This window comes from uncultured Methanobrevibacter sp. (genome assembly GCF_900314615.1).
Classification (GTDB): domain Archaea; phylum Methanobacteriota; class Methanobacteria; order Methanobacteriales; family Methanobacteriaceae; genus Methanocatella.
Map to the genome: position 1 here is coordinate 58,207 of NZ_OMWA01000004.1, position 26,722 is coordinate 84,928.

The window sequence follows — 26,722 nt, forward strand, 5'->3', positions numbered from 1 at the left end:
CAAGTTGCGTATACTTTATAAGTTTAGTTAAATAAAGCATAATTTTATAAAGTATATTATATAACATAATATTAGTATTTTATTTAATAAAAATTATTACTAATTAAATTATTAGCTGGTGTTAAATTTGGATAAAATTAAAATAGCTATTGTTGGAATAGGGAACTGTGCAAGTTCACTTATTCAAGGAATTCATTATTATGATGGTAAAAAACCGGAAGATGCAATCGGATTGATGCACTGGGAAATTGGAGGATATAAACCTAGTGACCTTGATGTAGTTGCAGCTTTTGATGTGGATGCAAGAAAAGTTGGAAAAACTATTGATGAAGCAATTTTTGCTAAACCTAATTGTACAACTGTTTTTCAGGAAGACATTCCTAAATATGATGTTAAAGTAAGTATGGGTCATGTTTTGGATGGTGTTGCTGATCATATGTCAAATTATGATGATGAATACACTTTCGTTGTAAGTGATGCTGAACCTGTTGATGTTGTTAGCGTTTTAAAAGAAAGCGGAGCTGAAATATTGGTCAATTACTTGCCGGTAGGTTCTGAAGAAGCTGCAAGATATTATGCTCAATGTGCTTTAGATGCTGGAATTGCATATGTCAACTGTATGCCTGTATTCATTGTAAGTGATGATGAATGGGATGCAAAATTCAGAGAAAAAGGTATTCCTATAGTTGGAGATGATATTAAAGCTCAAATCGGTGCTACTATCACACATAGAACACTAGCTAGCTTATTCATGGATAGGGGTGTAAAATTAGATAAGACCTATCAGATAAATACTGGTGGTAACACTGACTTTTTAAATATGCTTAACCGTGAAAGATTAGATTCCAAAAAAGAATCCAAGACCGAAGCGGTTCAATCTGTTTTAACTGAAAGAATGGATGACAGGGATATTCATATTGGTCCTAGTGACTATGTCCCATGGCAAAATGATAATAAATTATGTTTCCTCAGAATGGAAGGCCGCACATTTGGTGATGTTCCAATGAACATTGAACTCAGGTTAAGTGTGGAAGACTCTCCAAACTCTGCAGGATGCGTTATTGATGCTGTCAGATGTTGTAAAATCGGTTTGGAAAGAGGTGTTGGTGGACAGTTAACTTCTATTTCTTCATACACTATGAAACACCCTCCGGTACAATATACTGATGATGAAGCATATGAAAATGTTGAAAAATTCATTTCAGGCGAACTTGAAAGATAATTTTTCAATTATTTTTTAATTTTTTTTAACTACTTTTTTTCTCATATATGGCTGTCTTATATTATTAATTTATATAATAATAAAGACATATATTATAGTTGAATATTTTAAGATTATTTATTAATTAGATTGAAAGAGGTGTAAATTAATGGCAAAAGTAAGATTTACAGAAACAGCACTTCGTGATGCTCACCAATCATTGCTTGCAACTAGGATGAGAACCAGAGATATGATTCCTATTGCTGAAGAGATGGACAATGTTGGATATTTCTCTGTTGAAGCTTGGGGTGGAGCTACTTTTGATACCTGTATTAGATATTTAAACGAAGACCCATGGGAAAGATTAAGACAACTGAAAGCTGAATTTAATAAAACTCCTGTTCAAATGCTTTTAAGAGGGCAAAATTTAGTAGGTTACAAACATTATGCAGATGATGTCGTTACAAAATTTGTGGAAAAATCTTATGAGAATGGTGTCGACATTTTTAGAATTTTCGATGCATTAAACGATATCAGAAACATGGAAAAAGCAATCAAAGTAGCTAAAGATCAGGGAGCTCATGTTCAGGGTACTATCAGTTACACTATAAGTCCTGTACATACAATCGATGACTTTGTTGAACTTGCTAAAAATCTCGAAGCACTTGACTGTGATTCAGTAGCAATTAAAGATATGGCAGGTTTAATTACTCCTACTGCTGCTTACGAATTAGTTTCCAAATTAAAAGAAGAAACTGGTCTTTTAGTTGATTTACACAGTCACTGTACTAGTGGTATGACTCCTGTAAGTTATTATGCTGCATGTCAGGCTGGAGTGGATGTTTTGGATACTGCAATTTCACCTCTTGCATGGGGAACAAGCCAACCTCCTACAGAAAGTATGGTTGCAGCACTTCAGGGAACTCCTTATGACACTGGTCTTGATTTAAAATTATTGTCTCATATTAAAAAATACTTTGACGACATTAAAGAAAAATATTCAGGTATTCTTGATCCTATTTCTGAAAGTATCGATGCAGATGTATTGCTGTATCAGATTCCTGGAGGAATGCTTTCAAATCTTATTTCACAGCTCAAAGAGCAAAATGCTCTTGACAGATACAGTGATGTACTTGAAGAAATGCCTCGTGTCAGAAAAGATATGGGATACCCTCCACTTGTAACTCCAACAAGTCAAATCGTAGGTATTCAATCTGTAATGAACGTTTTAGGTGGAGAAAGATATAAAACCGTATCCAATGAAGTTAAAGAATACATGAAAGGAAAATACGGTAAACCACCAGCTCCAGTAGATCCTGTAATATCTAAAAAGATTATTGGAGATGAAGAGGTTATCACCTGCAGACCTGCTGATTTGATTGAACCTGAATTTGATAAATTCAAAACAGAAGGAGAAGCAGAAGGATTTGTCAAATCTGATGAAGATGCATTAACCTATGCGTTATACCCACCAATTGCTCCTAAATTCCTTAAAGGTGAAGCTGAAGAAGAACCTTTAAAACCTCCGGTTTCCCTTGATGAAAATGAAGCTATTGGAATTCCAACCGAGTATAACGTTGAAGTTGACGGCGATGTATTTGAAGTTAAAATCATGCCTACTGGATTTATGGAAATCGGTGAAGGTACTGGTTCTACCGGAGGTCCTGTCGGAGATATTGAAGGAGGAGTTATCTCTGCAATGCAGGGTATGGTAATCAAACTCAACGTCAATGTTGGAGATAAAGTTGAAAAAGGCTCTACTATCTGTGTTATTGAAGCTATGAAGATGGAAAACGATATCCAATCTGAAGTTGATGGTGTAGTTGAGGAAATCTTCGTAGAACCTGGTGATGCAGTAAGTATTGGCGATATTTTAATGGTAATCAAATAGATTACCCTTATTTTTCTATTTTTTTGTAAGTTTAAACTTACTTTTTAATTTATATACTCTTTTTTAAATAATATGTTTTGATGTGATAATATGAAGGATATTTTTGATGAATGTCAATTTGGAGATTTAAAGCTTAACAGTAGAATAGTCAGAACAGGAACCTGGGAAACTGAAACAGAAGAAGGAGGATTTTTATCACCTGCAATTTATGACAGATACGAAAAAATTGCAAGCTCCGGAACAGGTCTGATAATATCTGAAATGTTTGTACTGGATCATAAGGACCGTTTCGCCCCTTACTCATCCAGTTTAAATTATGTGGGTTTTGTTAAGGATTACAAGATGATAACTGACATCTGTCACAATTATGATGTGCCGGTTTTAGGGCAATTGGCATTCTTTTACTATGATGACGGAGACAATCAGAAGGCTGAACCGAATGATTTGACAATAGATGGAATCAGAAAGCTTCAGGCGGAAGTTATAATGGCTGCTAAAAAATTCTCATTTGCAGGATTTGACGGAATTCAAATAGATATGGGTAACAATTTTTATTTAACACGTTTTATTAATCCATATTTCAATCAAAGAAAAGATGAGTATGGTGGAAGCACTGAAAATCGTGTGAGAATTGCATCTGAAATCATCAAGGTCATTAAAAAGACCATGGACATGCATGTAAGTATCAGAATCAATCCATGGGATGTAAGAAAAGACGGCATGACTGCTGAAGAAAGTCTTAAAGTAGCAAAAGAACTTGAAAAAGCCGGTGCAGACAGTATTCAGCTGACCGCACGTACAATTTCATATCTTTATGACGGCTCTGAGAAAAATCCGTTTCTGGTTTATGTTGACAAGTTAATTGATGAGGTTGACATTCCTGTAATTCTGGGAGGTTCCTTAAGGGATATGAAATCCATGAATGACGTGCTGAACCACAGTGACGTTGAATTCATGTCAATGTCCAAGCCGTTTGTTGCGCAGGCTGATTTTCTAGCAGAATGGAAAGCGAATGGAGATGGAGTATCCATTTGTCAAAGCTGCAATAACTGTTATTCTAAAAAAACCAGTACTTGCTTTAAATATTAAAGCAAGTATTTTTAACTCTTTTTATCGGCGATAATATGTCAGTAGAATCTGATTGAATCGGGTATCGTCTCGTGATTGGTGCTGATGAAGTTGTGTTTGCTGTCTTGCTTCCAGGTAATTGTACTCTCCATCACTATTTAATTTGTCTATTTTTTGCTCTTTGTATATGTCAACCGCTTTGTTTAATGTATCATAAAAAGCATCTGAGTCTATTTCACTTGAAGGAGTATTATTAATCAACTTTTCGATATCACTGGTGATTTCCTTTCCTGTCCATGCAATCTCATAGCATGAATTGCCTGATGTGAAATAAGCATGGGAGTGATATCCTCCGACATATTTGTTGTACTGATAGAAATGTCTTACAGGGTGGTTGCCAATATTTAAATCGTTGTCATATTCCTTCTCACTTGCCCAAAGTCCGATTGCTTTTGCATCATCGTCATCGATACATCTGATTGAAAAAGTGTTGTTTAATTTATAGGAATCTCCATCCAGTTCTCCTCCCTGGTATTTTGAAGGCAATTGAAATTCGGCATCGTTTATCTTAATGGTAGAACTTGCAAATGCACATCCAATCAGAATAAAAAGCAATATTGTAAAAATTAAAATTTTCTTCATAAATGTATGTATATTGGTCTTATTTAAAAAAACTTTTTATACACAACTTACAAATATAAAATTATGGCAAAAGATGATAGAAGCGGTGTCAATCCGTTCACTGGAAAATCACATTTTGACATTATAAACGATGACAAGTTTCTCCAGGAAGCTTACAATGAATATTATTCCATGATTAATCAGTCACAGCTTTTGGATGATGCTCCAAATGGTCAGATTGTAAGAAATGTTGCTGTCCGATTGATTCGGGCTGTTGAAGATTATTTGGCAGAAATTGGTAGAAGCGATTATACTCAGGATTATTATGACTGGGATTTTCATCTGGTTGCTAATGATACAATTAATGCATTCTGCATGCCTGGCGGTAAAATCGTAATGTTTTCAGGCATTCTTTCAGTTGCAAATACTGAAGAAAAAGTTGCATTTATCTTGGGTCATGAAATGGCGCATGCTCTTTTGGACCATTCAAGAACCAGACAAAGTGCTCAGACTGCACATAATGCCATAACTTCTGCTGCATGGTTTGGAAGTTTTGCACTTGACCTTGTGGGGCTGGGAGGAATAGGAAGTATGACAAGGGCTGCAACCAATGTTGCCAGTGTCGGTTCACAGTATTTCCTTTTAAATCCATGGGGAAGAGACCAGGAACTGGAAGCAGATAAGCTGGGTATGATGATTATTCATTGGGCAGGATACGATATTTCATCAATTCCTGCATTTTGGCAATCAATGGCCGGCGGAAATCCTAACAATCATGATTTCTTTTCAACACATCCTTCAGATTCAAAAAGAATCGCTGTGATGAACGAACTGATTCATGAAATTGAAAATCAAAAGGACTTTTATTCATCACCGGTTTTAAGCGACACTCCAAAACCTAAAGAAGAATTTAAATCTTCCCATGTAATTGGGGAAAATATTATCAAATATTGTCAGAACTGTGGTGCCAGAGCAGATATTGACGCTAAATTTTGCATTAAATGTGGGGCCAAATTTGAGGACGTAGGTAACTGTCCGAAATGTGGAGCTCCTGTAGAAAGTGGAGATAAATTCTGCACTAACTGTGGAAATAAAATCTGATGGAGGTTGAATATGATAGATGAGGATCTTATACATCATGTTAACAAGTCTTCTTACAGGGTTAAAGTAATAAAAACTCTTGAAAATTATCCTAAAATACCTAAAGATATTGCTGCAGACTGCGGTATTTTACAAAATCATATCTCAAATGTCTTAACTGAACTTAGTAATTTAGGTTTGATCGTATGCATTAATCCTGAAGTTAAAAAAGGCCGAGTATACAGACTTACTGAGGACGGAGAAGAAATGTTGAGTAAACTTGTCTGATTTTTGGAAAACTTTAAATATGACCTCACATTAATATATTGTGTGTAAGTTAATATAAACTTACTTACAATATGTTATGGATGTGAGTGTAATGAAAGATATGCCTAACAATGAGAAATTAGATTTAATATTTTTAATTGACCGTAGCGGATCTATGTACGGCTCTGAAATGGACACAATAGGTGGTTTTAACTCATTTTTAGATAAAGAAAGAGCTAATGGATTTGATACAAATGTAACAACTGTTCTTTTCAACCATCAATGCGAAATGTTATACAAAAGAAAATCAATTGATGATGTTAAGAATCTAACTAAAGAAGAATACTTTGTAAGGGGCTCAACATCCCTTCTTGATGCAATTGGAAAAACAGTAACTCTTCTTGAAAGGGAAATTAAAAATAAAGTTTTGTTTGTTATAATGACTGATGGGATGGAAAATGCTTCTGTTGAATTTTCAAAATCTCAGATTAAGAATATGATTACCAATCATGACTGGGAATTCATATTCATCGGTGCTGATATTGATTCATATGCTGAAGCAGGAAGTATAGGTATTAAAAGATCCCGCGTTGCCAATTATGTTAAATCAAAAGAAGGTATTGGAAGAGCATATGATTCTGTTTCTAATGTCACTCGCTGTATGAGAGCTAATGCGGATTTGGATAATTCAAATTGGAAAAAGGATTTGGAGGAATTTGACTAGTTTTCATATTCAGTCAAATCCTTGACATTTAAATTTTCAAAGGCACGTCTGCGCCTCATGCAGCTTTCACAAACACCGCAATGTTTGTCGCCTCCTTTATAACAGGAATAACTTAATTCCATTGGAGCACCAACTTTAACTCCTAACTCTATTATTTCCTCTTTATTTAAATCTATGGCTGGTGCTTCAATTTTAATTTTATCCGGTGAACCGACATCAATCAGTTCATTGAATTTTTCCATATATTCTTTTGAATTGTCGGGAAATGTACTGCCTTCTTCACCGTTCCATCCGACAATTATTATTTCTGCACCAATGCTTTCTGCATATGAAAGGGCAATTGATGTAAAAACAGTATTTCTTGCAGGAACCCAAACGCTGCTTGCACTTTCACTGCTTTTTTCAATATCATCAAGGTCAGCTTCTGAAACTTCAGGAATTTCTTCAGAAGTGTTCAGGCTTGATGTGCTTATTTTTGAAAGCCATGGAAGGTCGATAACTTCATGGCTCCAGTTCATTTTTTTACAGATTTCTCTGGAGGCTTCAAGTTCTCTTTTGAACGCTTTTTGACCATAATTGAATGTTATTGCATGAATTTCATAATCCCTGTCGTAAACGCTTGATGCAACAGTACAGTCAAGGCCTCCGGAAAGAACTGCTATTGCTTTTTTCATTTAATCATCTCTTTTACTTTTCTAAGCGGAAGTCCGATGTCATCTGATATCCTTTTTAAATCCTCATACTCTGCTCTTCTGGATATTATCTCGCCGTTAATGTAGGCTGTCTTGAATGTCACTTCATAATTCTTGCCGTTAATGTTAAAGATTTCTTTTTCAAATTCTCTTTTGGCAACTCCTCTGTGCATATTCGGCGAAATTCTGATACCTAAACTTCCGGTTTCACTAAAAATAGCTTCAACCAGTTTGTCTCTGTTGTTTCTTGATGAGATGACTTTCAAAAGACTGCCCTGACGGTTTTTCTTCATTATTATCGGTGTTATTGACACGTCACTTGCTCCCAAGCTTAGAAGTTTGTCAAACAGATATCCGATTTCTTCACCTGTTAAATGGTCGATATTTGTTTCAATAACGTCAATTTCATCGCTTTCAGTAATGTCTGAGGTTTCAATGATTCTTAAAACGTTCGGATGGTCAAAGTCTTTTCTTCCGGCACCGTATCCTACTTTTTTAGGTTTTGAAAGTGGGATGAATTCCTTTATCTCATCACAGATTTCTGCATAAATCGCTGAGCCTGTTGGTGTTGCAAGCTCGCTGTCAACAGGTCCTCCTACAATTTTTGCATCTTTCAGGATTTCAACAACTGCAGGGGCCGGAACCGGTATTATTCCATGAGCAGTTTTGACTCTTCCTCCGCCAACGGCAATAGGCAGGCCGATGATTTTCTGTTTGTCCAGATTCAGTGAATAATATGCGTATATTGACCCGATAACATCTGCAACAGCATCACTGGCTCCAACTTCGTGGAAATGAACTTCGTTTAGACTTTTTCCATGCACTTTAGCTTCCGCTTTGGCAATTCTTTCAAATACTCTGATTGAAGTTTCCTTAACGTTTCTTTCCAAATCCAGGCTCCTGATTTTTTCAATAAAATCTGCATAATGGACTGAATGCTTGTGTTCAAGCATTTCAACATGGCAAAATGTGGAGCTGATTCCATGTTTGAGCTTTTTTTCAAAGCTTACTTCAACTTTTCCGAAATCTTTTGCTGATTTTTCCATAATGCTTTTTAACTCATCTGCATCGGCACCTAAATCTACTAATGCGCCGATAATCATATTTCCAGCTATTCCGCTTGATTGAGGGTCAATAATAATTGTCATAAAAATAATTCCTTTATCTGATTATTATAAAATTTAAATTCAATAATTTATATATTATTTGTATTAATTATTAGGGTCATATGTATGGGAAATGATAAACTAAATGTTATAGAAAAAGATTATGGAATCTGCATTAACAATCCTGATTATTTTTTAGCTTTAAGCGACTTTACCGTAAGCGACGGAATAGACATTATTGAAAATGTCAATATCCTAAAAGCAAAGGATGAATTTGAGGCCACAGCAAAACGTGCCGAAGCCTTCAATCATCGTGAAGGTTCATATATTGCACAGGCAACAGATTCTCTGGAATATTTTACAAACTCATATAGTGATTTGACAATATTCACTTTTCTTTCAAACGATGTTGTAATTGAAGACTTTACTGATGATTTGAAAGTCGCAAACTCTCCAAAGGGATTTGCAGATGCAAGAATCACCATAAGTCATGTAGTCTACATCGATAAGGTAATATCTCCGAAGAATCTGCTTAAAATATTCAAGATTCTCACTAATGTCAAGGCGAAAGTTCTGGCTGATATGGCATTGCCGTTCCATATTCAGAATATATTGAATGAAAATAATTTTTCTGCTGTTTTGGCCAATGTTAATGTTGAAGGTGAAGCCATGGACATTAACAATTCAGATTTTGACGAAATCAATTTCGATGAGTTCAAAACACGCCTTGAAGAAGCAGTTGAAATAACTCTTGAAGATGCATTCGAAAAGCTTGACTTGACATTCGGAATTCTGGATTATCTGGTTTCTCAGGGAATTCTGATAGGGGATCTGGTTGAAGCAGGCCTTGATTTATTGGCTGAAGATGATATAACTTCCGAGTTAAAGGACAAACTTGAAGCTCAAATTCTAAAGTCATTGGCTGACATTAATGTTATGATGCTTTTAATGGCTGCAATAAGAGTTGAAGAGCAGTTAATGAGCAATTCCATAAGGGAATTTGATGCAAAAGATGATTTGAAGTATCTTTATTCTAATGAGGTTTTAGGTCTTGCAGTTGCAAACCAGATTGCCGGAACAAAGGCTGCTGTCAACTTTAAAAGATATGATGAATACAAACCTGGAATACTCTATGGTCTGCCTCCAATTTTAGATAATGCCTTTGCAGGTCTGATTGCAGGATGTGTGTCTAAAATATTTGAAAGCTAATTTCTAAATTCCTTCTATTTTTTCTTTATTTTCCTTTTTAAGATGTAAATAAGTGTTTGCATTCGAAAAACTTTATATATTTCCGTTTTTGTACTAATAAACAACAAGGTGATTTAAATGAGCATTAAAGGAGTTTTATTTTTAATATTGGTTTCTTCCCTTTTGGTCGGAAGCGTTTGTGCTGCAAGCGTCAATGACTTTAAAGTGGATGGCACATTTAGCGGTATTTACAACGGAGAGTATTATTCAGTATATGCGAACGGAAATCAGGATGCGGGTGTGTGCATCTATAAAAACGTAAACGATGACGTTTATGATGATATGGAAACGATGATGTTTTAGATCATGTCATTCACCATGACGGAAGAGAGTACACTTACGGTGATGACGATATGGCATTGAACAAAAGCGCTGACAATATTGCAACTTTCAAAGACTACGACCACGCAACACATGGTGTCAGTGAAGTTGTAAGTCAGGGCGGAGAACAGTTTGTTGTTGTCTTCTGGGCTAAAGACACAAGCAGCATGGACAACGCTAAACTCTCTTCAATGTTAACTGATTTCAACAAAAACAATAATGTATCTCCTGTTGCATTCTAAAACTTTAACGGGAACTTAAAGGGGTTATGAAACTCCTTTCTTTTTTCTTTTTTAAACTTCTTCAAAATCTTTAAAGACTTTTTTTTTCAATTGCGAAAGGCAATAATTATTAATGTTCAGATAAATATTGTATAATATAATTAATTTTTTTACAGTAAAAAATCTGGGGAATAACTAATGGAAAATGATGATTACTTTGAAGATGAAGAATTCTCACCTGTAAAATCTCTTTTAGGGCTTTTGACATTCTCAACAATACTTCCGATTAATGTATTTACATCAATCGAGTATATGACTAAACTTACATGGTGCTGGCCGTTTCTGCATATATTCATTGGGATTCTGGCTGCAATTTGCGGATATGTGTCAATTGAAATCCTGCATCTGAATTCATTTTTCACAGCAGTTATTGTCTATGCATTTTTAATGATTATTACAGGTTATAATCACCTGGACGGTGTTATGGACATGGCTGATGGGGTTATGGTCCATGGTGCACCTGAACGCAAAATAATGGTCATGAAAGACTCATCAGTAGGTGCCGGAGGTGTTGCAACACTCTTTTTAGTGGCCACTTTAACAATTGCCGGAATCTATAACATTTTGGATTATAACTTTATTTTGGGAATAATAATATGTGAAATGTCTGCAAAAACATCTCTTTTAACTACTGCATTAATTTCCAGACCATTAACTCCAGGAATTGGCAGTTATTTTATAAATGAAACAAACATTACCAATTATATGGCTTCAACTGCAATTATTTTAATCATTGCATATGTGATGAGCGGTTATGTCGGCCTTGCAGGTGTTGTGGGAGCTATGGTGTCAGGACTTATCATTGCAACAATTGCAAGGAGAAATTTCGTTTTAGCTAATGGTGATGTCCTTGGAATGAGTAATGAAGTGGGCCGTCTGTTTTCACTATTGTTCATGGCAGTTGCTTTATTTTATGTTTAACTTAATTTTACATCTTTAAATCAATATTGAAGTCTAAAAAAACCATAATTTTAAATATTAATTCATTAATATGTATTATTGGTGAGATTTACCACGCTTCATTTAGTTAATGTTTTTCATTATTTTCTTTAATTTTTTTTAGTTACCTCCCAGTGCATCGATAAGTGGTAATCTCACCTTTTAGAAATCATTATATATTTTCATGCGTAACCTATTAATGATAATATGAATGTCAATGTTTTAAGATTAGACCACAGATTAAAAAGAGATACAAGAATCACAACTCATGTCTGTCTGACAGCACGTGCATTTGGAGCAAGTAAAATCTATCTTGCAGGTGAACGCGATAACAAACTTATGGAAAACGTACGTGATACTGCATCAAGATTCGGCGGACATTTTGAAATAGAATATGCTGAAAGCTATATGGGAATTATCAATAAATGGAAAGCTGATGGAGGTAAAGTAGTTCATTTAACTATGTACGGTTCACAGGCTCATGAAATAGCTCCTGAAGTTCGTGAAGATGGTTCTGATATTTTAATCGTTGTTGGCGGGTCTAAAGTTCCTGGAAAAGTTTACAAGGCTGCTGACTGGAATGTCTCAGTAACTACACAGCCTCACTCTGAAGTATCATCTCTTGCAGTGTTTCAGCACCTGCTGATGGATGGTAAGGAATTCGATTTGGAATTTGAAAATCCCGTGCTTGAAGTTATTCCGACAGCTCATGGAAAAAACGTAAATATCCATAATGAAAACCGTTAGGATATGAAGTCATCTAAACGTCTGATGGCTTTTAATTTTTCTTCTTTTTTTATGCGTGCCTGATCAAGGGCATCTCTTATTGTTTGAATAGAATTGTCATAGACTTCTCTGTCAACAGGATATGGAAAACCGTCTTTTCCACCATGTGTGAAACTGTATTTTACAGGATCCTTCCAGCTTGCCGGCTCACCGTAAACAAGGTCTGATATTAAAGCCAGTGCTCTTATTTTTTTAGGACCTATTCCCTGAAGCAGAATAAGCTCCTCATAATTTTCCGGCTGTATTTCCCATGCTTTTGTGAGAACTTCAAATTCCTTGTCTGAAATGTCCATGTCCAGAACAGGATGATGTGCAGGCATTGTAAAATCTTCAAGCAACGCCTGATTGTCTTTTCTTTTAAAATACTGCCTTAAATGTATGGGATTGTCGTTAATCAAATCAACACTTATTTTTTGGGCTTCTTTGCTTTCTTCAGCAGGCATATTCAGTGTATCTGGTGTCATCTGGTCACATGAAATTCCGCTGTGAGGGTCATTCAGCAGGTCATCAACTTCACTTCCAAGCCAGTGATAACGTCGGGCATATTTGTTTTCTGTGTTTAATCCTTGCTGGACAACGGCCCAGTCTCCTTTTTCTGTAACGAAGAAGTTATGCTGGTATAAAGTGTAGCCGTCCTGGATGCAGGAGTTGTCTATTTTGGCAGACAGCTTGCTTGTCTCAACCAGTTTTTCGGTTGTTTTAGTTTTGAGGTTGAATACTTCTCCGGCATGCTCTATTCCTTCAGGGGTTTTTCTCGATTTTGCACCTTTTCCTCCGGTTAAATAAATTCCATGCTCTTCCGGGCTTAATGATGCTTTAAGAGCTCCTAAAGTTGTGGTGGTGGTTCCTGAGGAATGCCAGTCAAAACCTAAAACGCAGGAGAATGCCTGAAACCAGTAAGGATTTGAAATTCTATTTAAAAACTCCTCCAGACTATACTCTTCAATTATCACTGAAGCCAATGCTCCTGACAGGTCAACCATCCTTGTAAATAGCCATTTAGGTGGATGGCCTCCATGTAACGGTAGATTGACTGCTCCTCTTCTTTGCATGAATACTTATTTATTATTTATAAAATATAGTGTTTTAGTGAGAGCAGTTGATAACTAATATTTTTTCATGGTTAGTACTCGCTAACTATGGGGGTTATATAAAAAAATTGTTAGATGTGGATTATGTTCTGGATACATTAGGTGAAAAGGAGCTTGAAAAGGAATTTAAAATCCTCAAACCTGGTGGAACACTAGTTTCTCTAAAAGGACTTCCAAATCAGGAATTTGCTGTAAGAATGGGATTTTCCAAATTCAAACAGATGCTTTTCAAATTCGCTGGAAGAAAATTTGACAAAATGGCTCAAAAAAAAGAATCAGAAATATTATTTCATCTTTGTTCAGGAAAACGGCCAGCAGCTAAGGAAAATATCTGAAATATTGGATAGTAATAAGATTGATGCATCTGTAGATGAAATTTACAACTTGGATGATATCAATGAAGCTCTTAGAAAAGTTGATGGTGGCGGTTCAAAGGGTAAAACTCTTATAAAAATTAATTAATCTCATTTTTTTCAAATCCTGTCAAATACTTTTTCAACGTTAACAGGAGTTTAATTAGCATCAATCATGTTTGAAAAATGAAAATCTTTATAAGTATTATTTAAAATAAATATTGGATAAGTGAAAAAAGTAATTTAGGTGTAATTATTTTGAACAAAAAAATAACATTGTCAATGTTTTTGATATTGTTTCTTTTTTTATCCATCAGTTCAATTAACGCAAGCGATGCAAACATGACTGATTTAGCAGCTATTGATTCTGCAGGAGATTCTCTTAAAATAACTGAAGAAAATCACATTGATTCAGAAAAACTGTCAATAAACACTGACGATATATTATCAGACAATAAAAACAAAACAGAAATGTCTTCCTCATCAAGCAAAGTTTATCAGGGGGGAAGTTACAGCGTAATTTTAAAGGATTCGAACGCAAATGAGATTTTAGCAAACAAAACTGTGAATTTTGTTATAAATAATGTAAACTATTCAACCACTACCAATTCCAAAGGTATTGCAAGTGTTAATCTTGCACTTGATGTTGGAAAATACAGTGCAGCTGCATATTTTGATGGCGACAGCTCATATGATTCAAGCAATTTCACTTCTGATTTTAACGTATTGTCCACTATAAAAGCCAGTGATTTGACAAAATACTATAAAGGCACAAAACAGTACTCAGCTACATTTTATGACAGTTTAGGAAATCTTTTAAAAAATAAGATGGTCACTATAACTGTAAAAGGAAAATCATACTCCAAAAAAACAAACAGCAAAGGTGTTGCAACTTTGGATATTAATCTAAAGCCTGGAACTTATAAAATAACTTCAACCAATCCTGCTACAGGTTATAAGTTAACTACAAACATTAAGATTTTGTCAACAATCTCTGCAAGCGATTTGAAAAAAGTCAAAGGAGATTCAAATAAATTTAAGGTAAAATTCTATAAAAGCAACGGTAAGGCTCTGGCAAAAAAGTACGTCAAAATCAAAATCAAAGGAAAATCCTACTGGTATAAAACATCTTCCTCAGGATATGTGAGACTGACATTAAACAACTTTAAAAACGGAGTTTTTAAGGTAGTGTCTTATAATAATGACGGAACATCCAAAACAAATACTGTAACAATATACCGTATCGCAAATACCAAGCTGTATGCCAATGGGTATACATTCGCACCAGGGGACAATCGCCAGATTAAAGTTAAGCTCACAACCAGTCTTGGAGGCAGTTCAGTTTCCGGAAAGATTATAAAAATTACAATTGGCGATAAAACTTACTCCAAAAAAACAGATGCATCCGGTATTGCTTATATGGATCTTTCTTCAATCAGCAAAGGATTATATAATGTAAAATATCAGTTTGCAGGAAACAAATTTTTCAAATCATCATCCGATTCAAAGTATATCACAATACTTGATACCAATGCCACTAAACTGGCAGTTAAAGGTACAACCCGATTCGGATATGGTGCTCATTCCTCAATGAACGTTGTTTATACTGCAGGTGGAGTTCCTTTAAGAGGAATGGCTGTGAAAGTCACTGTTGAGGGAACTACATATTCCGGAACCACAAACAACAATGGTGTTGTATCAGTCCCTATTGACCTGGGAGTCGGAAATTACACTGTAAGCTTTACTGCATCAGGCAACGATAAGGTTTGCGGAACTTCTGATTCTGCTAAAATAGAAGTATTTGAGAGAAGTGAAGCAAAACTGACTTGGAAATCAGGAACTTCATTTAAGGACTCTCTCCAAACATTCAAGGTTTTACTGACAGATAAAAACGGAAATCCTATTTCAGGACAAACTGTTGAACTTATAATAGATGATTATGTCTATTCTGCAAAAACAGCATCAAACGGATATGCAACAATTAAGGTTTATGCTTCAATGGGAAATTATAATGTGGAGGTCAATGCACTGGGAGACAACAATTTCCTGCCTAGTTCCACAAGCAAATCCATTAAGATTGCTGTTTCCAAATTCAAAAAAGGGCTCAATGAAAAAGCATCCGGTTCTTATTCAAGTTCCTATCTTAAATCATCAAAAAACTGCCCAGTCAACAACGCCAAAATCAAAGCATTGGTTAAATCAGTTACCAGTGGTCTTACCGACCCTGTCGATAAGGCAAAAGCTATTTTCAATTATGTAAGGGACACTATTTCTTATGATTATTACTATGATTCCCACAGAGGTGCTATCGGCACATTGAAGTATGGAAGAGCCAACTGCGTTGACCAGGCGCACCTTCTGATTTCAATGTATCGTACTGCAGGGTTTATGGCAAGATATGTCCACGGATCATGCAGATTCAGTGACGATGTCTACGGTCATGTATGGACTCAGGTTTTAATAGGCAATACATGGGTTGTTGGAGACCCGATTAATTCCAATAACGAATTGGGAAAAATCAACAACTGGAATGTGAAAACTTTCGTTTTGAAAAACAGATACGTAAGTCTTCCATTCTGATTTTTTATTTTTTTTTCATATCCTCTTTTTTTTCCATATTTCCTCTTATAAACAAAACTTTAATAAATGATGGTTACTAAAAGTATAAAATGTTATATTTATTAACAAATTATTTAATCAAAATTATAAAGGAGCTAATATTATGGCTATAGATAACGGAGATTTTGTAAGAGTAAACTTTACTGGTAAAATAAAAGACACAGATGATGTATTTGATACTACTTATGATGAAATTGCACAAGAAGCAGGAATTTTCGAAGAAAACAAAACTTACAAACCAATTCCAATCGTTGTTGGTGGAAACCACTTATTACCTGCAATTGAAGAAGCAATCATTGGTTTAGAAGAAGGAGAAACCAAACACATTGAAGTTGATTCCGATAACGCATTTGGACCAAGAGATCCTAAAATGATTCAGTTAGTACCTATGAAAGAATTCAAAAGACAGGGTATGACTCCTGTCCAAGGTATGAAAATCCAATCTGAAGGCGCAACCGGTAAAATCTTAACCGTAAACGGCGGAAGAGTAAAAGTTGACTTCAACCACGAATTAGCAGGAAAAGACTTAGTATACGATGTTGAAGTAACTGAAGTTATCGATGATGAAGAAGAAAAAATCAAAAGTATGATTGAGTTACACTACTCCAATCCTAACGTTGACATCGATAAAACCGAAATTGACATCGTTGACGGTGTTGCAAACATCAAATTAGATGAAATGTCCAAATTTGACCAGCAATCCTACATGGACATTACCTTTGCAAGATTCAGAATTGCTAAAGACATCTGGGACAATATTGAAGACATTACCAAAGTAAACTTCGTTGATGAATTCGAAAAAAGAGAAGAATCCGACGACGAAGAAGCTGAAGAAGAATAATTCTTCTATTTAATTTTTTGAGTTTTTTTTAAAACTCTCTTTTTTTATCATTTTTCCTAAAATTTATATAATTTTTTCACTAAATTACTTTATATAAGAGGTAGTTGAGTGAAATGTTTGAGAGATTAAAACAAATTAGTTTAGGTAACTGGATTTTAATCGGAATGATTTTAGGATTATTTTTCGGTTTATTTTTAAATTTTTACGTTCATGATCATTTTATAAAAAATATTGTCTTAATGGACAATGTATTCTATCTTGGAGGTAATGCATTTATCAGACTGATGAAAATGCTTGTCGTTCCGCTTGTTTTCTGTTCCATTGTTGTAGGAGTATCGTCAATTTCAGATATTCGTAAAATAGGAACAATTGGTGGAAGAACTATTCTAATATATATCCTTACAACAGCTGTTGCGGTAACAATAGCTCTAAGCATCGGTATTCTGCTTAAACCGGGCCTTGGTTTGAATATGGCCGCTGCAGCTCAAACATCTAATGTGACTATTAACCAGACAATGACTGATACAATTTTAAATATCATTCCGGAAAACCCGTTGAATGCGTTGGCTAACGGAGATATGTTGCCTGTTATCATATTCGGTGTAATTATCGGATTTATCCTCGCTAAATTAAGAGAAGAAACTGATGTAGTAAACAAATTCTTTGAACAGTCAAACAAAATCATGATGGCAATGACAGGAATTGTGATGAAATTCGCTCCAATAGGAGTTTTCTGTCTGATGGCCAAAACTTTTGGAAGCCTGGGTTTTGACGGCATCCTGCCTCTAGCCAAATATGTTGTTTGCGTACTGATTGGATTAGGTATTCAGGCTTTTGTTGTTTATCCGTCCCTTCTTGTTGTTTTCACAAGGCTCAATCCTGTAACATTCTTCAGGAAGTTCATGTCAGTAATGTTTTTTGCATTTTCATCTTCAACATCAAATGCAACAATTCCTCTAAACATGAATAAACTGGAGGATATGGGTGTTTCCCGTGATGTTTCCTCATTTACCATTCCTTTAGGAGCAACAATCAACATGGACGGAACTGCAATCATGCAGGGAGTTGCGGTAATGTTTGCAGCTCAGGCTTATGGAATAGATTTAGGCACTTCAGCTCTTTTAACAGTAATCTTTACAGCAGTAATGGCTTCAATAGGTACAGCAGGAGTTCCTTCAGTGGGTCTTGTAACTTTAACTATGGTATTTAATTCAGTAGGTCTGCCGGTTCAGGCAATCGGTGTAATCTTTGGAATAGATCATGTCCTCGACATGTTCAGAACTGCAGTAAACGTCACTGGTGACGCCATATGTACTATGATTGTGGCATTCAAGAATAAATCCTTTGATGTTGATGTATTCAAAGGCAGGAAAAAAGCTGAAAAAAAGGTTGAAAATCTTATTTAAATTTTTTCTCCCCTGTGGATAGCCACTATCCCAGGGATATCTTTTACTTTTAGTTCAAACATAGCTTCCATGCCTTCATTTTCAAACAAGACGCATTTTTTATCTAATACTTTGCTTGTAAGCAATGCTGCAACAGGCGGTGTTATTACAAAAATTGAATTGTTGTCATTCAGTGCTTTTACTGTTTCATCTCCAAGCATTCCTTTTCCGATATGAACTTTAACGCCATTTTCACTTAAAAACGGTATGGTTGACTCGATTTCCACTTTGCTGCTTGTTGTTGGTGCAATTCCTGCATCGCTGAATGCAGTATGCATGATGACGCTTCCGTTTAAATCAAAGGGAACTCCATCCTTTTTAATCAGATCTACCAGCTGAGGCAGAGCAGCGTCACGGCCGGTATATATTGTTCCGGAAATGCTTATTTTATCTCCAACATTCAATCCTGATAGGTCTTTATCAGTGATAGGTGTAGTTAATTCCTTCATGTTTAATAATTATTTTTTTGTTTATTTAAAAATTTTTTAAATATCCTCTTTTTTCATAAGATATTTAAATGCTCATTAACATAAATATATAACATTCTATATTTATATATCATAGAATTTTAAGGAGATTTAAAATTGATTATTATTGATGAAAATTTGTGTAAAGGATGTCATCTTTGCTTATTCATGTGTTCACAGAACGTATATGCTATATCTCCTGAAGTAAACAAAAAAGGCGTACAGCTGCCTTATGTTAAGTTTGAAGAGAGATGTACCAAATGTGGCACTTGTGAAGTTGCATGTCCAGATCAGGCTATAACTGTGGATATGCCGGAAAATTGGTGGATGAAAGAGGGCAATGATGTTAAATTCAATCCTAGATTCACACAAGGGAAAAAGTAGGTGTTAAAATGGCTGAAGAATTTTTTATTCAAGGAAATGAAGCATGTGCTAAAGGAGCGATAACTGCAGGATGCAGATTTTTCGCAGGTTATCCAATCACCCCATCTACTGAAGTTGCAGAAACTCTAGCGAGGGAATTACCAAAAGTCGGCGGTTCATTTGTTCAAATGGAGGATGAAATCGCATCTGCCGGAGCTATTATTGGTGGTTCATGGGGAGGAGCTAAATCAATGACTGCAACATCCGGTCCGGGTATTTCATTAATGCAGGAAAATATCGGTTATGCATTCATCAGTGAAACTCCGATTGTCATCGTGGATGTTCAAAGAGGTTCTCCTTCAACCGCTCAGCCTACCATGGCTGCACAGGGGGACATGATGCAGGCCCGCTGGGGTTCTCACGGAGATTATGAACCTATAGCATTATCCCCATCAAGCGTACAGGAATTCTTTGATTTCACTATCAAAGCATTTAATTTAGCAGAAGAATACAGATGCCCTGTATTTGTAATGGCTGATGAAGTAATAGGGCATATGAGAGAAAAAATCGTTGTTGAAGACGATATTGAAATTGTACCAAGAAAAAGGCCTGAAAAAACTGATGATTATCTGCCGTTCAAAAACGTTGAAAACGGCACAAATCCTATGCCTGCATTTGGTGATGGATTTAATATTCACGTAACCGGTCTTACTCATGATGAAAGAGGATATCCTGATACCAACAACCCTGAAACTCATGACAAACTTGTTCAGAGAATTTGTGATAAAGTTTTAAACAACAGGGACAAAATCTGCTCTGTCAGATCTGAAGAATGTGAAGACGCAGATATCATCATAGTTTCCTATGGTGCTCCTGTAAGGTCAGCTATTGAAGCTACCAGAAAAGCAAGAGCAGATGGCAAAAAAGTAGGGTATGTTAAAATCGATACACCATGGCCGTTCCCTGTCGAACAATTGCAGGAATTAACTAAAAACGCAAAAGACGTTGTTGTAGTTGAAATGAATTTAGGTCAGATGTATTATGAAGTTGACCGTGTACTTAAAAGAGACACTAATGTTCACTTAATGGGAGTTATCGGTGGACTGCTGCCTACTCCTGATGAAATCTTAGATGTAATTGATAATTTAGGAGGAAACTAAAATGGCTGAACATAAAGAAAATAGATTTCTTCCATATTTAAGAGAAGACAGATTACCTCACATTTTCTGTCCTGGCTGTGGAAATGGAGCTATTATCAACGCATTTTTAGCAGCTATGGAAAAAGCGGAAATGGACTTTGACAATATTGCAATGGTTTCAGGTATCGGATGTTCTTCAAGAATTCCAGGTTACCTTAAATGCGATTCACTTCACACAACTCACGGAAGAGCATTGAGCTTTGCAACAGGTTTGAAAACTGCAAATAAAGATTTGGATGTTGTTGTATTTACCGGTGACGGGGATGCAGCTTCCATTGGTGGAAATCATTTAATCCATGCGGCTAGAAGAAACATTAACTTAACTGTAATTTGTATCAATAATAATATTTATGGTATGACTGGGGGTCAAATCAGTCCTACATCTCCTAAAGGAAGTTTCGGAACAACCGCACCTTACGGTAACATGGACACTCCATTCAATCTGGCTGAACTTGTTGCAGCTGCAGGGGCATCCTACTCTGCAAGATGGACAACAGTTCAAATTGAAAATCTTGTTTTAGCCATTAAGGACGGTTTGAAAAATCCAGGATTTTCATTTATTGAAGTTGCAACCCAATGTCCAACATACTTCGGTCGTAAAAACAAACTTAAAACTCCTACTGCAATGGCCGCAGTAATGAAAGCAAATACTGTTTTCAAATCTGCAGCAGACAGGATGAGACCAAAAGAACTTGAAGGCAAAATTGTAGTTGGTGAATTTGCAAATACTCAAAGAGCTGAATTCACAGAAAATATCGATAAAATCAGTGTAGAAAAATCTGGTAAGAGAACTCTTATCAATTCTGCATATGAAACAGAATTATAGGTGGATAATATGAGAACTGAAATTAGAATTTGCGGATTTGGAGGTCAGGGAGTTATTCTGGCAGGTATTATCTTAGGTAAATCTGCTTGTCTTTTTGACGGTAAAGAAGCAGTTCAAACTCAATCTTATGGTCCTGAAGCTCGTGGAGGAGCTTCCAAATGTGAAGTTGTTATCAGTGATGGCAAAGTCGATTATCCTAAAGTTCAGAGTCCTGATATTTTAGTGGCAATGTCCAATGAAGCATTATTGAAATATATTGTCGATTTAAAAGATAATGGAACATTGATTGTTGATCCTGGAACAACTGATGTTGAAGATGTCAGAGAATTTATAGATGAACATAATATTAAAGTTTATGAAGCTCCCGCTACTAAAACAGCTACCGATGAAATCGGTCTTAAAATTGTAGCAAACATTGTTATGGTTGGAGCTATTACAAAAATAACTGAAGTAATATCCAAAGAAGCTGCTGTGAAAGCTATTGAAGCTAGCGTTCCTAAAGGAACTGAAGAGAAAAACATCAAAGCTTTCGAAGCAGGATATGCTTTAGCAGAATAGGTGTTATAATGAGATTTTTTGAAAACGTAGCAAAACAAATTTTTAATGACGAAGGTATTCCGATTTTAGAAGGTCACGTTGCTTATTCTCCTGAAGAAGCAATGACTATCTCTTCAGAGATGGATGTTCCTGTTGTAATCAAAGCACAGGTACTTACTGGTGGTAGAGGTAAAGCCGGTGGTGTAAAATTTGCAGACAACCCGGGTGAAGCACTCAAAGTCGCAGATGAAATTTTAGGTATGGAAATCAAAGGTGAAAAAGTAAAACACCTTTTAATTGAAGAAAAAGCAGAAATCCTAAATGAATTCTTTGTAACCGTATCTGTTGACAGAGGGGCAAGAAGACCGGTTATCCTTGCAAGTAAGGAAGGTGGTGTTGAAATTGAAAATCTGGCTAAAACCAATCCTGAAAAGATTATCAAATACTATCCTAATCCTTTACTTGAATTCCTGCCTTATGAAGCTCGTGAAATTGCACGTAAAATGGAAGTTCCTTCCGAGTTGATTTCCCCTATGGGTGACATGATCTGGAAACTTTATCAGGTATTTGAAAAATATGATGCAGATACTGCTGAGATAAACCCTCTTGTTCTCACTCCGGACGGACTTATTGCAGCTGACGCTAAATTGGTGGTCGAAAACGATTCACTTTTCAGACATCAGGATTTAGTGGAAAGGCTTCACTACAAGAAAAAAGCAGTTGACTTTGTCCAGCTGGATGGTGACATTGCAGTTATCGGTAATGGTGCAGGACTTACATTAACTGCTATGGACATGATTAAGCTTAACGGAGGAGAGCCTGCAACATTCCTTGATATTGGTGGTGGAGCTTCAGAACACATCATCAATCAGGCTTTAAACATAGTACTGAACTATGATCCTGTTAAAGTAGTGTTCCTTAATGTTTTAGGTGGTATTACCAAAGCGGATGATGTTGCACGTGGTGTAATTAAAGCAATGGAACAGTCTGACCGCAGAATACACATTGTTATCAGATTGACTGGTACAAATGAAGAAGAAGGTCAGAGACTTTTAGAAGAAGCAGGAATTCCATATGAAACATCAATGGAAAAAGCAGCTAAAAAGGCTGTTGAGCTTTGTGAAGAACTAAAAGCTGAAGGAAAATAAGAAATTTATTTTGCATTTTTTTAAAACACGAAAAAAATCATAGTCGCCAGTTTATGGCGGCTAATACCTATTCTTAGGTTTTAATTATTCGAGTAAAACTACTCGACTAATTTCAGATTCATTTACTATTTCTCTACCGCAGTTTTCACCGATTTTTTTAGCGAATTGCTTAACCTCATCAAAACTAGGCATATGTTCCAAAGTCAGGCGTTCACGTGATGAACCTACGCACATATATGCTTTCACTTCTACAAAATCAGGGTCTGCCTTTTCAATCAGTTTCGCATATCCTTCAGGGTCTTCCATGTTTTTTCCACGAACGCAGGTATTTCGTATACATGTGCGGGAGTTAAAACTTGATAATGTTTCAAGTGATTCATTTAAATTGCTCCAAGCATCATTTATTCTAGGTCGACAGACTTCATTAAATATTTTCTCGCAAGGCGCATCCAAGGAAAGGTATAGTTGGTAAGGATCGTTTTCCAGATTTCTTAATCTGTCAACACACTGGCCGTTGCTGACGACAAAAGTGGTGAAGTCCCTTCTGTTGAACTCTCCGATAAGTTCGTCGATTTTCGGATAAAGTGTAGGTTCGCCTGCAAGTGAGATTGCGGCATTGGTTGGATTTTTCAGTTCTTCCAATTTTTTCTTATTTGCTTTGTCATTTCCGTAAAAGCCGCACAAAAGATTGTTTTGAGCCTTGATGGCATCATCTATTATTGTTTTTGGATCATCGTATTCCTCGTCTTCCCATGTGGTCTGGGTATATGTCAAATCTCTCCAGCAGAATTCACATTCCTGCTGACAGTTTGGAACAGCAGGTGACATCTGAAGACATCTGTGGGATTTGATTCCATAAAATTTTTCTTTATAGCAGACTCCTTTGTCGGTTATGCTCTGACGTGTCCAGTGACACACTTTAACTGCAGCATGGCCATGTTTTCCAAGGAATCTGTATCCGCTTTTTTCCAGTTTTTCTATTTGGCTTTCATTGAATGACATAAAATCAAATTAATTTTTAGTTTTGATAGTATATACATTTTTACAAGTTCAGAAAATATTATAAATTCTGAACAATATTGTATTTTGTTCATAAAAATTATTTATATATTTAACAAATATATAATTAGTCATGAAATTATGGAACAAACAACAAGAAAAATTATTTTTTCTAAACTCAAGAAGTTTTGCCTCAACGGAGCAGCTTTTCTACAGGACTGATGACGACAGGTATTTGGCATACTGGCCAAAAAGGTATAAAGGTAGAAAAACAACTCTCCAGGCTAGAAATTCATTGATTGGGAATTATACTGAAAAATGGGTTTGTGATTTGTTTAATGAGTTGATTGAAGATGAATCTCTCCACATTGTCCAGCAGGCAAGGATTCCTTCAGTTGGAATAACTTCAAAGTCTCCTGCAGATATTGTAATAGCAACAGATGACAAAAAAATTTTAAAGGCTTCGGATGTAAAATTAATATGTGAAGTAAAGATGTCTTTAGTGTGGAATTGGGAATATGATTCTCATTTGGATACTTTCAGAGAAGTCGGTGACTTTAGAACGCATCAGGGAAAGCCCAGTTTCACACGTTCGGATTCGGTTCTGAAAGCTATTGGAAAATGTATTGATGTTAGGGTTTCAAATTTTGAGTCAAATAAAATTCCTATAATCGTCGTTGGAAATGCTCCGTTATCTAAGGGGTTTTCAAAAAAGGCGGAATATTTAAAACGTTCCGGATTGATTCAGGGATTCTGGTCATTAAATCCGTTTCCACTAAATCATGGCAATACTCGTAAATCAACACCTAATGGTGGTTTTTATAGATTTGATAACACTTCAGAGCTAAAAATGCATTTGAATCAGTTATTTGAAAAAGATTTGAATTTCTTTTCTGGAATGCAGTCTCCTAAAAATTTAGGTCAGATAATTGAAATAGCTAATCTGGAAGACAGCTATGAAAACAAGGGATTAAAATTTCTAAATCTTTTGAAAGGGTCATAATATGGTAAGAAAAACACAGACTGCCTCATTTGGTTCAGTTTTAAGGGAATCCCACAGTTCAAAAAAATTCTATAGTTCAAAATTATTCAATCAGTTCAAAATACCAAAAAATATCGAATATGTGGAAAATGAAATTAAAAAGGATGATTTGAATAGGATATACTGCAAATCCAGCGAGGATATGAGTGAAATACCTGACAGCAGCGTCCATCTCATGATAACTTCTCCGCCATATAATGTGGGAAAGGAATATGATAACGACTTGTCTCTGGATGAATATCTGGACCTGCTCACTTCAGTTTTCAGCGAAACCTACAGAAAACTTGTAACTGGGGGCAGAGCCTGTATAAACATTGCAAATATCGGTCGAAAACCTTACATTCCGCTACATGCAATGCTTATTGAAATAATGCTTGATTTGGGATTTCTAATGCGCGGTGAAATAATCTGGGATAAATCAACAAGTGCCGGAGGCTCATGTGCATGGGGAAGCTGGATGTCAGCGTCCAATCCTGTTTTAAGAGATTACCATGAATATATTTTAGTCTTTTCTAAGGATTCCTACTCTAAAAACAAAAATCAGGAAAAGCATGACACTATTGAAAGGGATGATTTTATCCAGTGGACAAAAAGCATTTGGACTTTTCCGGCAGTCAATGCTAAAAAAATCGGTCATCCTGCACCATTTCCCATTGAACTTCCTCACCGGTTGATAAACCTTTACAGCTATGAAGGTGATGTTGTTCTAGACCCGTTTTGCGGAAGCGGAACCACATGCATTGCCGCTGTTCAAAACGGGAGAAATTATATTGCTTATGATAATAATGATGAATATGTAAATCTTGCCCGAAAAAGAATTTTAAATCATAAATTTATTTAATAATGTTCGCTAAATATATTAATATTAAAAATGTTATGTGGGATAATTATGGATACACCAATAGTGATATTGAATTATAAAACATATTTGGAATCAAGTGGTTTAAATGCTTTAAATCTTGCACATGATTTGGAAAGTGCTGCAGAGGAATCTGGAATTACAATGGTTGCAGCTCCTCAATCAGCAGATATCTACAGAATAAGTCAAGAAGCATCACTTCCTATTTTTGCTCAACATATAGATCCGATTTCTCCTGGAGGGCATACCGGTTCTAACCTGATTGATACATTAATTGAAGCAGGCGTAAGCGGTTCTTTAATCAATCACTCCGAACAGAGAATGAAATTGGCAGACATTGCTGAAGTCGTCAAGTTATGCGAAGACAATAATATTGAATCCTGTGTATGTACCAACAATATTGAAACTTCAAAAGCTGTTGCAGCACTTAACCCTGTTGCAGTTGCGGTTGAACCTCCTGAACTTATCGGTACAGGAATTCCAGTATCTCAGGCACAGCCTGAAGTGGTTGAAGACACTGTCAATGAAGTTAAAGCAATCAATAAGGACATTAAAGTATTATGCGGTGCAGGAATCACTACAGGTGATGATATGAAAGCTGCAATGGATTTAGGTGCTGATGGAGTATTGCTTGCATCAGGAATCATTAAAGCTGAAAATCCAAAAGAAGCTCTGCTTGATTTGGTAAGCAAATTATAATTATTGCGA

The 26,722-nt window shown here is 35.8% G+C and carries 30 protein-coding genes; 24 read left to right on the top strand and 6 right to left on the bottom strand.

All coding sequences use genetic code 11. The annotated features are described in order from the left end of the window. The first annotated feature begins 127 nt into the window (after nt 1-127). From QZN33_RS01965 to QZN33_RS01975, 3 genes are all read left to right on the top strand, one after another. Complete coding sequence (locus QZN33_RS01965; protein ID WP_296789011.1) at nt 128-1,222, top strand: inositol-3-phosphate synthase; 1,095 nt, start codon at nt 128-130, stop codon at nt 1,220-1,222. 148 nt (nt 1,223-1,370) lie between these two features. Beyond that, nucleotides 1,371-3,092: a sodium-extruding oxaloacetate decarboxylase subunit alpha gene (gene oadA / locus QZN33_RS01970; RefSeq protein WP_296789012.1), complete on the top strand. Its 1,722-nt coding sequence runs from the start codon at nt 1,371-1,373 to the stop codon at nt 3,090-3,092. Nucleotides 3,093-3,182: 90 nt separating this feature from the next. Beyond that, complete coding sequence (locus QZN33_RS01975) at nt 3,183-4,181, top strand: tRNA-dihydrouridine synthase (RefSeq protein ID WP_296789013.1); 999 nt, start codon at nt 3,183-3,185, stop codon at nt 4,179-4,181. A gap of 21 nt (nt 4,182-4,202) precedes the next feature. Here the strand turns inward: QZN33_RS01975 and QZN33_RS01980 are convergent, their stop codons facing one another. Beyond that, nucleotides 4,203-4,802, bottom strand: a complete 600-nt coding sequence (locus QZN33_RS01980; protein ID WP_296789014.1) for a hypothetical protein — start codon at nt 4,800-4,802, stop codon at nt 4,203-4,205. Between the two features lie 63 nt (nt 4,803-4,865). On the opposite strand from QZN33_RS01980, the gene QZN33_RS01985 reads away from it, so the two are divergent. From QZN33_RS01985 to QZN33_RS01995, 3 genes are all read left to right on the top strand, one after another. Beyond that, nucleotides 4,866-5,882 (top strand): M48 family metallopeptidase, encoded by a 1,017-nt coding sequence (locus QZN33_RS01985; protein WP_296789016.1) that lies wholly within the window; start codon nt 4,866-4,868, stop codon nt 5,880-5,882. Nucleotides 5,883-5,894: 12 nt separating this feature from the next. Then, nucleotides 5,895-6,149, top strand: a complete 255-nt coding sequence (locus QZN33_RS01990) for a transcriptional regulator (RefSeq protein ID WP_296789021.1) — start codon at nt 5,895-5,897, stop codon at nt 6,147-6,149. Between the two features lie 91 nt (nt 6,150-6,240). Then, the gene (locus QZN33_RS01995; RefSeq protein ID WP_296789024.1) at nt 6,241-6,852 is read left to right on the top strand and encodes a vWA domain-containing protein; all 612 of its coding nucleotides are present in this window, start codon (nt 6,241-6,243) and stop codon (nt 6,850-6,852) included. Here QZN33_RS01995 and queC read toward each other — a convergent pair. Then, a complete protein-coding gene (gene queC / locus QZN33_RS02000; RefSeq protein ID WP_296789027.1) occupies nt 6,849-7,526 on the bottom strand; it encodes a 7-cyano-7-deazaguanine synthase QueC in 678 nt (225 codons plus the stop codon). The two genes, QZN33_RS01995 and queC, sit on opposite strands and share 4 nt — an antisense overlap. Next, nucleotides 7,523-8,692, bottom strand: a complete 1,170-nt coding sequence (gene larC / locus QZN33_RS02005; RefSeq protein WP_296789028.1) for a nickel pincer cofactor biosynthesis protein LarC — start codon at nt 8,690-8,692, stop codon at nt 7,523-7,525. Before larC ends, queC begins: the two co-directional genes overlap by 4 nt. Before the next feature lie 84 nt (nt 8,693-8,776). On the opposite strand from larC, the gene QZN33_RS02010 reads away from it, so the two are divergent. The 5 genes from QZN33_RS02010 to QZN33_RS02030 all read left to right on the top strand — a co-directional run bounded on the left by QZN33_RS02010 (nt 8,777) and on the right by QZN33_RS02030 (nt 12,186). Next, entirely contained in the window at nt 8,777-9,859 is a 1,083-nt protein-coding gene (locus QZN33_RS02010) for a phosphatidylglycerophosphatase (protein ID WP_296789030.1), read from the top strand. Nucleotides 9,860-9,976: 117 nt separating this feature from the next. Then, nucleotides 9,977-10,201: a hypothetical protein gene (locus tag QZN33_RS02015; protein WP_296789034.1), complete on the top strand. Its 225-nt coding sequence runs from the start codon at nt 9,977-9,979 to the stop codon at nt 10,199-10,201. Nucleotides 10,202-10,251: 50 nt separating this feature from the next. Then, nucleotides 10,252-10,461 carry a hypothetical protein gene (locus tag QZN33_RS02020; RefSeq protein WP_296789038.1) on the top strand — a complete coding sequence of 70 codons (210 nt, stop codon included), beginning with the start codon at nt 10,252-10,254 and terminating at the stop codon, nt 10,459-10,461. A 177-nt stretch (nt 10,462-10,638) separates the two neighbouring features. Beyond that, nucleotides 10,639-11,421 carry an adenosylcobinamide-GDP ribazoletransferase gene (gene cobS / locus QZN33_RS02025; protein WP_296789039.1) on the top strand — a complete coding sequence of 261 codons (783 nt, stop codon included), beginning with the start codon at nt 10,639-10,641 and terminating at the stop codon, nt 11,419-11,421. A gap of 225 nt (nt 11,422-11,646) precedes the next feature. Then, nucleotides 11,647-12,186, top strand: a complete 540-nt coding sequence (locus QZN33_RS02030; RefSeq protein WP_296789041.1) for a tRNA (cytidine(56)-2'-O)-methyltransferase — start codon at nt 11,647-11,649, stop codon at nt 12,184-12,186. Here QZN33_RS02030 and QZN33_RS02035 read toward each other — a convergent pair. Then, entirely contained in the window at nt 12,183-13,277 is a 1,095-nt protein-coding gene (locus QZN33_RS02035) for a DUF763 domain-containing protein (RefSeq protein WP_296789045.1), read from the bottom strand. The two genes, QZN33_RS02030 and QZN33_RS02035, sit on opposite strands and share 4 nt — an antisense overlap. A gap of 107 nt (nt 13,278-13,384) precedes the next feature. Here QZN33_RS02035 and QZN33_RS02040 point away from each other — a divergent pair, with 107 nt between their 5' ends. The 5 genes from QZN33_RS02040 (at nt 13,385) to QZN33_RS02060 (ending at nt 18,535) form a co-directional block, all read left to right on the top strand. Then, complete coding sequence (locus QZN33_RS02040; protein ID WP_296789049.1) at nt 13,385-13,651, top strand: hypothetical protein; 267 nt, start codon at nt 13,385-13,387, stop codon at nt 13,649-13,651. Then, nucleotides 13,566-13,778 (top strand): zinc-binding dehydrogenase, encoded by a 213-nt coding sequence (locus QZN33_RS02045; protein WP_296789051.1) that lies wholly within the window; start codon nt 13,566-13,568, stop codon nt 13,776-13,778. The genes QZN33_RS02040 and QZN33_RS02045 overlap by 86 nt, the downstream gene beginning before the upstream one ends. 149 nt (nt 13,779-13,927) lie before the next feature. Continuing rightward, nucleotides 13,928-16,249, top strand: coding sequence for a transglutaminase domain-containing protein (locus QZN33_RS02050; protein ID WP_296789053.1), 2,322 nt, complete (start codon nt 13,928-13,930; stop codon nt 16,247-16,249). 142 nt (nt 16,250-16,391) lie between these two features. After that, entirely contained in the window at nt 16,392-17,129 is a 738-nt protein-coding gene (locus tag QZN33_RS02055; protein WP_296789054.1) for a peptidylprolyl isomerase, read from the top strand. Nucleotides 17,130-17,242: 113 nt separating this feature from the next. Then, entirely contained in the window at nt 17,243-18,535 is a 1,293-nt protein-coding gene (locus QZN33_RS02060; protein ID WP_296789056.1) for a dicarboxylate/amino acid:cation symporter, read from the top strand. On the opposite strand, the gene QZN33_RS02065 is transcribed toward QZN33_RS02060, so the two are convergent. Continuing rightward, nucleotides 18,532-19,023 carry a fumarate hydratase C-terminal domain-containing protein gene (locus QZN33_RS02065; RefSeq protein ID WP_296789058.1) on the bottom strand — a complete coding sequence of 164 codons (492 nt, stop codon included), beginning with the start codon at nt 19,021-19,023 and terminating at the stop codon, nt 18,532-18,534. The two genes, QZN33_RS02060 and QZN33_RS02065, sit on opposite strands and share 4 nt — an antisense overlap. Before the next feature lie 135 nt (nt 19,024-19,158). Here QZN33_RS02065 and QZN33_RS02070 point away from each other — a divergent pair, with 135 nt between their 5' ends. From QZN33_RS02070 to sucC, 5 genes are read left to right on the top strand one after another with little or no spacing between them, the layout of a single operon-like run. Beyond that, complete coding sequence (locus QZN33_RS02070) at nt 19,159-19,425, top strand: ferredoxin family protein (protein ID WP_296789060.1); 267 nt, start codon at nt 19,159-19,161, stop codon at nt 19,423-19,425. An 8-nt stretch (nt 19,426-19,433) separates the two neighbouring features. Further along, entirely contained in the window at nt 19,434-20,564 is a 1,131-nt protein-coding gene (locus QZN33_RS02075) for a 2-oxoacid:acceptor oxidoreductase subunit alpha (RefSeq protein WP_296789062.1), read from the top strand. Between the two features lies 1 nt (nt 20,565). Further along, nucleotides 20,566-21,429 carry a 2-oxoacid:ferredoxin oxidoreductase subunit beta gene (locus QZN33_RS02080; RefSeq protein ID WP_296789064.1) on the top strand — a complete coding sequence of 288 codons (864 nt, stop codon included), beginning with the start codon at nt 20,566-20,568 and terminating at the stop codon, nt 21,427-21,429. A 9-nt stretch (nt 21,430-21,438) separates the two neighbouring features. Then, nucleotides 21,439-21,987 carry a 2-oxoacid:ferredoxin oxidoreductase subunit gamma gene (locus tag QZN33_RS02085; protein ID WP_296789066.1) on the top strand — a complete coding sequence of 183 codons (549 nt, stop codon included), beginning with the start codon at nt 21,439-21,441 and terminating at the stop codon, nt 21,985-21,987. 8 nt (nt 21,988-21,995) lie between these two features. After that, complete coding sequence (gene sucC, locus QZN33_RS02090; protein WP_296789068.1) at nt 21,996-23,114, top strand: ADP-forming succinate--CoA ligase subunit beta; 1,119 nt, start codon at nt 21,996-21,998, stop codon at nt 23,112-23,114. An 84-nt stretch (nt 23,115-23,198) separates the two neighbouring features. On the opposite strand, the gene twy1 is transcribed toward sucC, so the two are convergent. Next, entirely contained in the window at nt 23,199-24,116 is a 918-nt protein-coding gene (twy1, locus tag QZN33_RS02095) for a 4-demethylwyosine synthase TYW1 (protein WP_296789070.1), read from the bottom strand. Between the two features lie 130 nt (nt 24,117-24,246). On the opposite strand from twy1, the gene QZN33_RS02100 reads away from it, so the two are divergent. From QZN33_RS02100 to tpiA, 3 genes are read left to right on the top strand one after another with little or no spacing between them, the layout of a single operon-like run. Continuing rightward, nucleotides 24,247-25,116, top strand: a complete 870-nt coding sequence (locus QZN33_RS02100; RefSeq protein ID WP_296789072.1) for a hypothetical protein — start codon at nt 24,247-24,249, stop codon at nt 25,114-25,116. Nucleotide 25,117: 1 nt separating this feature from the next. Beyond that, the gene (locus QZN33_RS02105) at nt 25,118-25,996 is read left to right on the top strand and encodes a site-specific DNA-methyltransferase (protein WP_296789074.1); all 879 of its coding nucleotides are present in this window, start codon (nt 25,118-25,120) and stop codon (nt 25,994-25,996) included. A 48-nt stretch (nt 25,997-26,044) separates the two neighbouring features. Continuing rightward, a complete protein-coding gene (tpiA, locus tag QZN33_RS02110) occupies nt 26,045-26,713 on the top strand; it encodes a triose-phosphate isomerase (RefSeq protein WP_296789075.1) in 669 nt (222 codons plus the stop codon). Nucleotides 26,714-26,722 lie beyond the last annotated feature (9 nt).

Coding starts and splice junctions, on each gene's coding strand:
- oadA (WP_296789012.1), top strand. CDS start 1,371: ATGGCAAAAGTAAGATTTACAGAAACAGCACTTCGTGATGCTCACCAA.
- QZN33_RS01975 (WP_296789013.1), top strand. CDS start 3,183: ATGAAGGATATTTTTGATGAATGTCAATTTGGAGATTTAAAGCTTAAC.
- QZN33_RS01980 (WP_296789014.1), bottom strand. CDS start 4,802: ATGAAGAAAATTTTAATTTTTACAATATTGCTTTTTATTCTGATTGGA.
- QZN33_RS01985 (WP_296789016.1), top strand. CDS start 4,866: ATGGCAAAAGATGATAGAAGCGGTGTCAATCCGTTCACTGGAAAATCA.
- QZN33_RS01990 (WP_296789021.1), top strand. CDS start 5,895: ATGATAGATGAGGATCTTATACATCATGTTAACAAGTCTTCTTACAGG.
- QZN33_RS01995 (WP_296789024.1), top strand. CDS start 6,241: ATGAAAGATATGCCTAACAATGAGAAATTAGATTTAATATTTTTAATT.
- queC (WP_296789027.1), bottom strand. CDS start 7,526: ATGAAAAAAGCAATAGCAGTTCTTTCCGGAGGCCTTGACTGTACTGTT.
- larC (WP_296789028.1), bottom strand. CDS start 8,692: ATGACAATTATTATTGACCCTCAATCAAGCGGAATAGCTGGAAATATG.
- QZN33_RS02010 (WP_296789030.1), top strand. CDS start 8,777: ATGGGAAATGATAAACTAAATGTTATAGAAAAAGATTATGGAATCTGC.
- QZN33_RS02015 (WP_296789034.1), top strand. CDS start 9,977: ATGAGCATTAAAGGAGTTTTATTTTTAATATTGGTTTCTTCCCTTTTG.
- QZN33_RS02020 (WP_296789038.1), top strand. CDS start 10,252: ATGGCATTGAACAAAAGCGCTGACAATATTGCAACTTTCAAAGACTAC.
- cobS (WP_296789039.1), top strand. CDS start 10,639: ATGGAAAATGATGATTACTTTGAAGATGAAGAATTCTCACCTGTAAAA.
- QZN33_RS02030 (WP_296789041.1), top strand. CDS start 11,647: ATGAATGTCAATGTTTTAAGATTAGACCACAGATTAAAAAGAGATACA.
- QZN33_RS02035 (WP_296789045.1), bottom strand. CDS start 13,277: ATGCAAAGAAGAGGAGCAGTCAATCTACCGTTACATGGAGGCCATCCA.
- QZN33_RS02055 (WP_296789054.1), top strand. CDS start 16,392: ATGGCTATAGATAACGGAGATTTTGTAAGAGTAAACTTTACTGGTAAA.
- QZN33_RS02060 (WP_296789056.1), top strand. CDS start 17,243: ATGTTTGAGAGATTAAAACAAATTAGTTTAGGTAACTGGATTTTAATC.
- QZN33_RS02065 (WP_296789058.1), bottom strand. CDS start 19,023: ATGAAGGAATTAACTACACCTATCACTGATAAAGACCTATCAGGATTG.
- QZN33_RS02075 (WP_296789062.1), top strand. CDS start 19,434: ATGGCTGAAGAATTTTTTATTCAAGGAAATGAAGCATGTGCTAAAGGA.
- QZN33_RS02080 (WP_296789064.1), top strand. CDS start 20,566: ATGGCTGAACATAAAGAAAATAGATTTCTTCCATATTTAAGAGAAGAC.
- QZN33_RS02085 (WP_296789066.1), top strand. CDS start 21,439: ATGAGAACTGAAATTAGAATTTGCGGATTTGGAGGTCAGGGAGTTATT.
- sucC (WP_296789068.1), top strand. CDS start 21,996: ATGAGATTTTTTGAAAACGTAGCAAAACAAATTTTTAATGACGAAGGT.
- twy1 (WP_296789070.1), bottom strand. CDS start 24,116: ATGTCATTCAATGAAAGCCAAATAGAAAAACTGGAAAAAAGCGGATAC.
- QZN33_RS02100 (WP_296789072.1), top strand. CDS start 24,247: ATGAAATTATGGAACAAACAACAAGAAAAATTATTTTTTCTAAACTCA.
- QZN33_RS02105 (WP_296789074.1), top strand. CDS start 25,118: ATGGTAAGAAAAACACAGACTGCCTCATTTGGTTCAGTTTTAAGGGAA.
- tpiA (WP_296789075.1), top strand. CDS start 26,045: ATGGATACACCAATAGTGATATTGAATTATAAAACATATTTGGAATCA.